The organism is Streptomyces sp. NPDC036984, assembly GCF_055607665.1.
The window spans coordinates 17,226-28,288 of sequence record NZ_JBVJRL010000041.1; the positions used below are offsets into that span (position 1 = coordinate 17,226).

3 protein-coding genes are annotated in these 11,063 nt (G+C 72.0%); all 3 read left to right on the forward strand.

Going from position 1 to position 11,063, the window contains the following annotated elements; translation table 11 throughout:
- The first annotated feature begins 301 nt into the window (after positions 1 to 301).
- Genes ACZ7DL_RS38055 through ACZ7DL_RS38065 form a run of 3 tightly spaced genes read left to right on the forward strand, consistent with a single transcriptional unit; the run spans position 302 to position 10,947 of the window.
- On the forward strand, positions 302 to 6,352 hold the full coding sequence (locus tag ACZ7DL_RS38055; protein ID WP_470781529.1) for an amino acid adenylation domain-containing protein: 6,051 nt from the start codon (positions 302 to 304) through the stop codon (positions 6,350 to 6,352).
- Positions 6,353 to 6,355: 3 nt separating this feature from the next.
- Complete coding sequence (locus ACZ7DL_RS38060; RefSeq protein ID WP_470781531.1) at positions 6,356 to 7,138, forward strand: thioesterase II family protein; 783 nt, start codon at positions 6,356 to 6,358, stop codon at positions 7,136 to 7,138.
- Positions 7,135 to 10,947, forward strand: coding sequence for an SDR family NAD(P)-dependent oxidoreductase (locus ACZ7DL_RS38065; RefSeq protein WP_470781533.1), 3,813 nt, complete (start codon positions 7,135 to 7,137; stop codon positions 10,945 to 10,947). The genes ACZ7DL_RS38060 and ACZ7DL_RS38065 overlap by 4 nt, the downstream gene beginning before the upstream one ends.
- Positions 10,948 to 11,063 lie beyond the last annotated feature (116 nt).

An 11,063-nucleotide genomic window follows, 5' to 3' on the forward strand; every position in this document is an offset into this window, starting at 1 on the left:
GCGAGTCACCCGCGTATGTGTGCTTGACCCGGCGCTGCCCAGAGCGTGAAGGTGGATGTCGTCGCGGGGGCACGTCGGCGTGGCCGGCGCGGATCGCAGCCCCATCTCCGGACGATGTCGGCGTGTGGCAGGCCGTTGGCCGCCCGCCTTGAACCGGGAAAGTCCGTCCGACGCGAACCGGCTCTCCGGTCCACTTATTCGAGCGGGGTGATGGGCGTTGCACATTCCAGCGGAGCGCAACCGAATACCGCACGAATGCGCGGATCGAGATGCCGCCATTTCCGAGGAGACCGTCCCGGGAATGTTCGAGCGGCAGGCGGCCTCGGCCCCGAATGCCATCGCGGTGGCCTGTGACGGAATCACGCGGACCTATCGCGATCTGGACGAGGCGTCGGACCGGCTGGCGCGGGAACTGCTCCGGCGAGGAGTGGGACCCGAATCCGTCGTGGCCGTGGTGCACCCGAGGTCGCCGGAACTGCCGGTCGCCCTGCTGGCCGTACTGAAAGCCGGTGCCGCGTATCTCCCGATGGACCCCGACTACCCCACCGAACGCATGGAGTTCATGCTGCGGGACGCGTGTCCGGTGCTGCTGCTGACCGACAGCGGCGAGCGGCCCGGCCTGCCCGGGACATGCCCGCGCCTGGCGCTGGCGGACCTCGCGGCCCCCGAGCGCCCCGACGTACCCGACGTACCCGACGTACGGCCCCTGCCCGCGGTCCACCCCGAACAGCTCGCCTACGTGATGTACACATCCGGATCGACCGGTACGCCCAAGGGCATCGGGGTGACGCACCGGGACGTGGCCGCCCTGGCGCTCGACTCCCGGTGGCGCGACGGCGGACACGAACGCGTACTGCTGCACTCCCCGCTCGCCTTCGACGCCTCCGTCTACGAGCTGTGGGTGACCCTGCTCAACGGCAGGCGGGTCGTCGTCGACACGGCACCGGACCTGACCCCCGAGCGGCTGGCCCGGGCGATCGCGGAGCAGGGCGTCAGCTCCGTCTGGCTGACCAGCGCCCTGTTCACCCTGCTCGTCGAGGAGGACACCCACTGCCTCGCCGGACTGCGTGAGGTGTGGGCCGGAGGCGAGCGCGTCTCACCGCAGACCGTCCAGCGGCTCCTGGACACGTGCCCGGACGTGACCGTCGTCAACGGATACGGCCCCACCGAAACCACGGTCTTCGCCACCAGCCACCGCGTCGACCCGGCCCGGGGGATCGGCGCCGACATCCCCATCGGCGTCCCCATGGACTCCATGCGCGCCTATGTGCTCGACGAGAAACTGCGGCCGGTGGCGCCGGGAACCCAGGGGGAGCTGTACGTCGCGGGCGTGGGACTGGCCCGCGGCTACACCCACCGGTCGGCACAGACCGCCGAGCGGTTCGTCGCCTGCCCGTTCGGGCCCGCCGGCGACCGCATGTACCGCACCGGCGATGTCGTGGTCGGCGCGGCGGACGGCACGCTGGTGTACCGCGGCCGCGTCGACACACAGGTCAAGGTCCGCGGCTACCGCATCGAACCGGGCGAGATCGAGGCGGTCCTGCTCACCCACCCGGACGTGGCGCAGGCGGCGGTGATCGCCCGCGAGGACGGCGGCACCGGCACCTCCCGGCGGCTCGTCGGGTACGTCGTCCCGGCCGGCGGAACCGGGCAGGGCGCCACTCCCGGCCGGCTGCGGGACTTCCTGTCAGCCCGGCTCCCCGCCTTCATGGTCCCCGCGGACCTCATGGTGATCGACCGGCTGCCGCTGACCGCGAACGGCAAACTGGACCGCGCCGCCCTGCCCGCGCCCGCCCGGACCGACCGCGCCTTCCGGGCCCCCGGCGGCGCCGACGAGGAGGCCCTGGCGGAGATCGTCGCCGAGGTGCTCGGGGTGGCCGGCGTCGGTGCCGACGACGACTTCCTGGCGCTGGGCGGGGACAGCATCCAGTCCATCCTCGTGGTGTCCCGGGCCAGAGCCCGCGGTCTGCCGATCAGTTCACGGGACGTCTTCGAACACCGGACCGTGGCCGCCATGGCCGCCGCGGCCGCCCGCAACCGCGCGGCCGCCACCGCCGGACCTCCCTCCGCCGAGCCCGACGGCGGCGGAGTCGGGTACCTGCCACTGATGCCGGTGGCGCACTGGGTCCGTGAGCAGGGCTCCGGATTCGACCGCTTCCTCCAGGCGGTCGTGCTGACCTTGCCGCCCGCCATCGACCGCGGCGGCCTCGTCGCGACCCTCACCGCCGTCCTCGACCGCCACGACCTGCTGCGCGCCCGCCTGCACGGCGACGGCCTGCAGGTCACCGCCCCCGGCACGGTCCCCGTGGACCCACTGGTCCGGCGCGTCCCCTACGCCGGGCCCTGGGCCGGCGACGACTGGCGCCGGCTCCTCCTGGCCGAGCTGGACGCCGCCGCCGGACGACTGGAACCGGCCGCCGGAGTGGTCGCACAGTTCGTCTGGTTCGACCCGCCCGCCGGCCCGGGACGGCTGCTGGTGGCACTGCACCATCTCGTCGTCGACGGTGTGTCCTGGCGGATCCTCGTCCCCGACCTGGCGGCGGCCTGGGACCAGGTGCGGACCGGAACCACGCCCGGCCTGCCGCCCGTCACCACCTCCGCACGACGCTGGGCACAAGCGCTCGTCGCCCGTGCCGCCGAGCCCGGGCAGGTCGCCGAACTGGCCTTCTGGCAGTCGGTGCTGGAGGGCACCGACCCGCTGCTGGGCACCCGCCGGCTCGACCCGGCCGTCGATGTGACGGCGACCGTGGAGAAGACCAGGGTCACCCTGCCCGTGACGGCCACGCAGGCCCTCCTCACCACCGTGCCGGCCGCCTTCCGCACCGGCGTCAACGACGGCCTGCTCCTGGGACTCGCGCTCGCCGTCGCCACGTGGCGTGCCGACCGGGGCGTCCGCGAACCGTCGCTGCTGCTGCGGCTCGAAGGCCACGGCCGCGAGGAGACCGCCGTGCCCGGCTCCGACCTGGCGCGCACGGTGGGCTGGTTCACCAGCGTGTTCCCCGTCCGCCTCGACCTGTCCGGGATCGACCTCGCCGAGGCCCTCGCCGGCGGCCCGGCCGCGGGCACCGCGCTCAAGCGGGTCAAGGAACAGCTGGCCGCCGTCCCCGGCAAGGGCCTCGGCTTCGGACTGCTGCGCCACCTGAACGACCACACCGCCGACGTGCTGCGCACCCACCCCCTGGGACAGGTCGGCTTCAACTACCTGGGGCGCTTCCCGAGCACCGGCACGTCCGCCGGACCGGACGCGGCGGGCTGGCAGCTGAGCAGCGAGACCGGCGAGTTCACGGAACTCGCCGAGCTGGACGCCGGGCAGGACCCGGCCATGCCCGCCCTCTGTGAACTCGACATCAACGCCATCGTCACGGACACCCCCGCGGGGCCGCGGCTCAGCGCCGTCTTCGGCGCTCCCACCGGAGTGCTCGCGCCGCACGATGTGCGCGAGCTGGCGGACCTGTGGAGCGCGGCCCTGCACGGACTGGTCGCGCACGTCACCGGCCGGGGCGCCGGCGGACTCACCCCGTCGGACGTCCCACTGGTGTCCGTCACCCAGGACGAGATCGAAGGCTGGGAGCAGCGTTACCCCGGCCTCGAGGACATCTGGCCGCTGGGCCCCCTCCAGTCCGGCCTGCTCCACCACTCCCTGCTCGCGGGCAGCCAGCCGGACGCCTATCAGGCGCAGTTGGTGATCCGGCTGGAGGGGCCCATCGACGCCTCACGGATGCGGGCGGCGGGACAGGCCCTGCTCGACCGGCACCCCGTCCTCCGCGCCGCCTTCGTCCCCGGCGCCAACGGGGACATGGTGCAACTCGTCGTCCGCCGGGCCGAGCTGCCCTGGCGCGAACTCGCGCTCACCGACGAAGAGTTCGAACGCTTCGTCATCGAGGACCGGTCGGCCCCCTTCGACCTGTCCGCCCCGCCGCTGCTGCGCCTGACCCTCGTCCGGTACGGCGACAGCCGCACCGCACTCGTACTGACCGCGAACCACGCCCTGTTCGACGGCTGGTCGGAACCCCTCCTGCTGAACGACCTGCTGCGCCTCTACGGCTCCGACGACACCACCGCACTGCCGCCCGCCCCGGCGTTCAAGGACTTCCTCTCCTGGCTGGCCGGCCAGGACGCACAGCAGTCGGTGCTCGCCCACGCAGGGGCACTGGAAGGCGTGCAGGAGCCGACCCTCGCGGCACCGGAGCAGACCACCGCCGCCTCCGCCGGACACGCCGAAACCGGGATACCGCTTACGGCCGAGGATGCGGAGGCGCTCGCCCGGCGCGCCGCGGAACTGGGCACCACGCTCAACAGCGTCGTCCAGACGGCCTGGGCGCTCCTGCTCCACGAACGCACCGGCAGCTCGGACGTCGTCTTCGGTACGACGGTCTCCGGGCGCCCGCCCCAACTGCCCGGCGTCGAACAGATGGTCGGCCTGCTCATCAACACCGTCCCGGTACGGGTCCGCTGCACCCCCTGGCAGACCCTCGCCACGGTGGCCCAGCGGCTCCAGACGGCGCAGGCCGCCCTGCTGGAGCACCACCACGCGGGGCTGCCCGACATCCACGAGGCGACCGGGCTCCCGGCGCTGTTCGACACGCTCGTGGTCTTCCAGTCGTATCCCGTCGACCAGGGTGCGATCGACGAGGCGGCCAAGGCGGCCGGCGTGGCCGTGACGGAATTCCGGGCGAGCGCAGGCTCCCACTACTCCCTCGTCCTGCTCGCCGACCAGGAACCCCACCTACGGCTCCGCCTCCAGTACCGGCTCGCCGCATTCGACCGGCAGACCGCCGACGCGCTCGCCACCCGGCTCCACCAGCTGCTCCGCAGCATCACCGCCGCCCCCGGCACCAGCGTCGGCGCACTCGCCGAAGCACCCGCCTCCGGCACGGGGCCCGCCCCCGGCACCGGGGACGGCGTCCTCGCACCCGCGATGTTCGACCAACACGTCGCGGAAAGCCCGGCGGACAGAGCACTCGTGGCCGAAGACAGCCAGGCCGGCCGGCAGCAGCTGAACCGCACGGCGCATCGCCTCGCACGCGACCTCATCACACACGGCGTCGGATACGACGACGTGATCGCCGTCTGCTGCGCCGCGCCGGAGCGACGGGCGGCCGCCCTGCTCGCCGTGTGGAAAGCCGGGGCATGCTGCCTGTGTCTCGACCCGGAGGACCCGCAACCCTGGGCTCAGGCCGTCCTCCGTGACGCCGCGCCCCGACTGGTGATCCACGACCGGACCGACCACGACCTGCTCTGGCACGACCTGCCGTCCATCGCCATGACGGCGGAAGCGGCCGGCGCGGCCGACCCGGAAGACGGCGCTCCGACCGCGGAGCCCCCGGACGACCCGGACCGGGTCGGCCGACCGCTGCCCGGCCACCTGGCCTACCTCGACTACCGTCCGGACGACACCGGAGCCCCCTGGGGCATCGCCGTCACGCACGCCGGCGCGGCAGCCCAGGCCGCGCGGTTCGCACGGGAACCGGCCGGGCCGGTGGTGCTCGGACCGGCCGGACCGCCCATGGACCTGGTCCTCGCGCTGTGCGCCGGCCGAACCGTCCACTGGCGGGCGGACGTCCCCTCGGTCCCCGCGGACCCGGCCGGCATCCGGCTGCTGAGCGCCTCCCTCACCCAGGTCCCGGACGGTGCGGTGGGCGAGGTGTACCTCGCCGGTGACTTCGCCCGCGGTGCACACGGCCGGCCCGCACTCACCGCCCAGCGCTTCGTCCCCGACCCGTTCGGGCCACCGGGATCGTGGATGTATCGCACGGGCCGACGAGGACGCCGTACGGCCGACGGCGAGCCGCCCCGGCCGGACGACTCGGCACCGCTCCTCGCCCGCACGGCGGCTGCGGTCCTGCGCGCACTCCCCGGCGTCGCCGAGGCAGCCGTCGTACCCGACGAAACTGGCGCCACCGCCTATGTGGTCACCGCCCCCGGAGCCGCGCACACCGAGCAGTCCCTGCACGCGCACCTCGCCGGCCGGCTGCCGTCCCGGTTCCTCCCCCACACCGTGCGCCGGCTGGACACGCTGCCACGGACCGCGACCGGCCGGCTCGACCACCGGCGCCTGGCCGAGGCCGTCGTACGACGGAGGGCTCCGCGCACGGCGCACGAGGAGCTGCTGTGCAGGCTCTTCGCCCAGGTCCTCGACGCCCCCGACATCGGCATCGACGACAACTTCTTCGCACACGGGGGGAACTCGCTGCTGGCGACCCGCTTCATCGGCCGCCTCCGGACCGAACTCGGCATGCAGATCTCGCTCCAGTCCGTCTTCGAGTACCCGACCATTGCCGAACTGTCCGCGCGTTGGGACGAGCTCGCCACCCCGAGCGGTCCGCGGCTGCGCAGGATGACCGAGGAGTAACCCATGACGGCGCAGACCGCGGAACTCGTCCCCGAGACCCCGTACATATGGCGCGCCCGCCAGGCCGCGCCCCGCCACCGGCTGATCTGCTTCCCGCACGCGGGCGCGGGCGCGACGGCCTACGCCGACTGGGCACCCCTGCTCCCGCCGCAGATCGAGCTGGTGGCCGTGCAACTCCCGGGGCGCCAGAGCCGCATAGCGGAGCGGCCGTTCACCGAAGTGGCACCGCTCGTCCAGGTACTCGGCCACGCCCTGCGTCCCGTGTTCGACGTGCCGTTCTCGTTCTTCGGCCACTCCTGCGGAGCCGCCCTCGCGCACGAACTGGCCAAGGCACTGCGGACCCAGGGCCGTCCGGGACCGCGAACGCTCTTCCTCTCCGCGCAGCCCGCGCCCGAAGCCACAGGCGTCCCCCTGCTGCACGCCCTGCCCGAGGACGAGTTCCGCAGCGCGGTGCTCCAACTGGGCGGAATCGACCCGGAGATCGCCGAGGACGACTACGTCATGGGCTCCCTGCTGCCCGTCCTGCGCGCCGACTTCGCGCTGTGGGAACGCCACCGTCCGGCCCCCGAAGCCCCCCTGGACTGCCCCATCGTCGTGCTGGCCGGCGAATCCGACCCGCGCACCAGCAGGCACACCGTCGACCTGTGGCGCCGCCACACGAACGCGGACTTCCACGTCCACTTCTACCCCGGCGGCCACTTCTACTTCCTCGACCAGCCCGGGGACGTGATCGGGCTGATCGGCCGCACCGCGCTGGCCACCACGACGAGCGGGGGCATCGCATGACGGCCTTCGAGACCGCCGGCCAGGACCTGGTCGACGGCATCACGACCGCACTCAGGAACATCCCCGGCGTCGCCGACGCCGCCGCCGTGGCCCACCGGGGCCTCAAGCAAGCCGTGGCACCGCCCCAACCCGACCGGCCACGGCCACAACCGGCCCAGGCGGCACCCGCCACCGGCCCTGCGGCCGAACTGGACGGAGGCCCGCTCCACCTCCCGGACGGCGCCCCGGCCACGCTCCAGGAAGCCCTCCGTGCCGCCGCCGAACTGGCCCCCGACAAAGGCACGATCTTCGTCGTCAAGGGACACGACGACGTCTTCCAGAGCTACCCGGCCCTCCTGGACGCCGCGCAGCGCGTACTCGGCGGTCTCCGCGCGGCCGGCCTGCACCCCGGCGATGCCGTCCTCTTCCAGTTCGACGACAACCGCGGCTACCTCACCGCCTTCTGGGCCTGCGTGCTGGGCGGATTCGTACCCACACCGGTCAAGGTCGCCCCGACCTACGAGGTACCGAACGAGACGAACCGCAGACTCCACAACGCCTGGCACCTGCTGGGGCGGCCGGTACTGCTCACCGACTCCGCCACGGCCGCGCCCCTGGCGGCGGTGCGGCAGCTCTGGAACGAACCATCGGTCCGGATCCTGACCGTGGACGAACTGGCCGCCTCCCCACCCGACACCACGTGGTTCCCCACGACACCCGACTCCCCGGTCCTCAACCTGCTCACCTCGGGCAGCTCCGGCGTACCCAAGTGCGTCCGGCACACCAACGCCAGTGTGACCGCACGGTCCTGGGCGGTGGCTCGGCATTGCGGCCTGGGCAGCGACGACGTGAGCCTCATCTGGATGCCGTTCGACCACGTCACCGTGGCCATGTACAACGTGCGGGACGTGTTCTTGCGCTGCCTGCACGTCAACGCGAAGATCGAACACTTCCTCTCCGACCCGTTGCTGTGGCTCGACTGGGCGGACCGGTACCGCGCGACCAGCACCTGGGCCCCGAACTTCGCCTTCGCCATGGTCAACGAGTGCGCCGAGGAGATCCGGACACGCCACTGGGACCTCTCCCGCCTGCACGAGATCACCAACGCCGGCGAACCCGTCGTCGCGGCGACGAGTCACCGCTTCCTCGATCTGCTCGCCCCGCACGGTCTGCCCCCCGACGCCATGCGCCCGGTGTGGGGCATGTCCGAGACCTGCTCCGGCGTCACCTACACCACCCAGCACCGAGACGACCGGAGCAAGGGCACGGTGGCCGTCGACCCGTCGTCACTGAGCGGCGCAATCCGCCACGTGACACCGCAGACACCGGGCGCCGCCGTGCTCTCCACCGTCGGCAGTCCCATCCCCGGCGTCCGGCTGCGCGTGGTGGACGACAACGGCACGGTCCTCCCGGAGAACCGGATGGGCGAACTGCGCATCCACGGCAGCACGATGATGAGCGGCTACTTCGCCAACACCGAGGCCAACAAGGAGTCCTACGACGACGAGGGCTGGTTCCGCACCGGGGACCTCGCCTTCGTACACGACGGCGAAGTCGTCATCGCGGGACGCAAGAAGGACCAGATCATCGTCCGAGGCGTCAACTACCTGGCGCATGAGATCGAGAGCGTCGTCGAACGAGCCGACGGCGTCCGCGTCACCTTCACGGCCGCCGTCGGGGTGAGAGAACCCGACGGCTCCGAACAACTCGCCGTCTTCTTCGTACCGCACACCTGGGACACCGCGGCCATCACCCGCACCGCCGACGCCGTACGGACCACGCTGGGACGCGAGGCCGGGATCGCCCCCGACCTGCTGATCCCCCTCACCGAGGGCGAGTTCCCCAAAACCGGCAACGGTAAGATCCAACGCTCCGCCCTGGTCACCGCGCTGACCGCCGGAGCCTACGCCGACCGGGCGATCCGTACCCACTCCGAACCCACCGACGAAACCTGGCTCTTCAGCCGCCAGTGGACCGAACTGCCCCCGGCCCCGCCCACCGGCACCACACCCGACCCCGACGGCCCACAGCTGATCTTCGCCACGGACGAGGACCAGCACAGCCTGGGCCTCGGCCACCCCCGGCTCACCGTACGGCGCGGCACCACCTACACGGAGAAGAACGACGGCGAGTTCGCCCTCGCCACCGACGACCGAGCCCAGGCCCACCGCCTCCTCCGCTCCGTGACGGAGCGGTACGGCGAGATCTCCACCGTCGTCTTCGCACTGCCCCTGTCCGTCTCCGGCACCGTCCCCGACAGACTCCACACGGCGACCGCGGAACTGATCGCACTGCTCGGGGCACTGTCCGACGGCACCTACGGCCGACCGCTCGTACTCGTCCTCACCTCCGGCGCGGTGCACACGCAACCGGGCGACCGGGTCGACCTCGGCACCTGCGCACTCCCCGGTCTGATCAGGACCGCCATCAGCGAAACCGACATGCCCACGATCCGCCTGCTCGACCTCCCGGCCGACCGCGCAGACTGGCCGGCGGCACTGCGCGACGAACTCACCGACCGGGCAACCCAAGGAATCGTGGCCGCCCGACAAGGACGACGCCGACAGCCCAAGCTCTCCCCGGTGCCCGCCGACGAGAACACCGCCGCCGCACAACCCGTCACCCCGAACGGCTGCTACCTCGTCACCGGAGGACTCGGCGGCATCGCACACAACCTCGCCGGCTACCTCGTCGCCACCTACGGAGTCAGGCTGCTCCTGGTCGGCCGCTCGGCCGCCGAGGGGGAGAAGGCGGAGCGCCTGGCCGAACTCGCCGCACTCGGTGACGTCGTCTACGAACAGCTCGACATCGCCGACGAGGAGGCCCTGGAAGTGGCCGTGAGCGCGGCCGAGGCGCGCTGGGCGGGCAGGCCCCTCGACGGCGTCCTCCATCTGGCGGGCGCCGATCCCACCGCCCAGTGGACCGAACTCGAACAGCACACCCTGGCCAACGAGAGCATGCGGACCTTCGCCGCCCAGTACCGGCCGAAGGTCGCCGGAACGCTCGCCATCGCGAAACTGCTCGACTCCCGGCCCGACGCCTCACTGATGCTCTTCGGCTCCGTCAACGGCGAGTTCGGCGGGCACGCCTTCGGCGCATACGCCACGGCCAACACCTTCCTCACCGGCTTCGCCGACCACTGGCACCACGAACGCGGCCGCGCCGTCCAGTGCCTGGCCTGGAGCATGTGGAACGACGTCGGCATGAACCGCGACCAACCCACGGAGGCCGCCCGCTCCCACGGCTTCCGCACCATCGAACCGGAGGACGGCCTACGCCAGTTCCTCGCCGCCTGCGCCACTCCACACCACTACCTGCTCATCGGCCTGGACCCGGCCAACCCCGCGATAGTCGAGCAGCTGGCGGCGGACCGGCTCGGAGTCAACAGCATCGTCATTGCGTACACCACCCGCCCGCAGGATGCCGGCTCCGAAAAGGTGCGCAGCGCCATCGAGACAGCACTGACCGACTGCCCGCTGCCCGTACGGCTGGTGGAGCTGCCCCGCATCCCGAGGAACACCCGGGGAGAGGTCGACACCGTCCGCCTACTCCTGGACGCCGCCCCCCACCGGAAACGCCGCCCGTACACGGCCCCGGCCACCCCTGGCGAGCGCCGGCTCGCGGCCATCTGGTCCACCGCTCTGGACCGTCCGGTGATCGGCCGTGACGATTCCTTCTTCGAACTGGGAGGAAATTCACTCCGCGCCACGCGCCTGCTGGCCATGGTCGACGATGATCTGGGCGTCCGTGTCCCCACCCAGGACCTGTATGAGAACCCCACGGTGGCAGAAATGGCCGAATTCATTGCGCGCCATGCTGCGGACCACTAGCCGTCCTGTCGCAGAGAATTTTCGAGGAGTTGAGGTGTGATGGTTCCGTTGTCTTTTGCTCAGCGGCGGTTGTGGTTTATTGATCGTTTTGAGGGTGGGTCGGTTGCTTACAATAT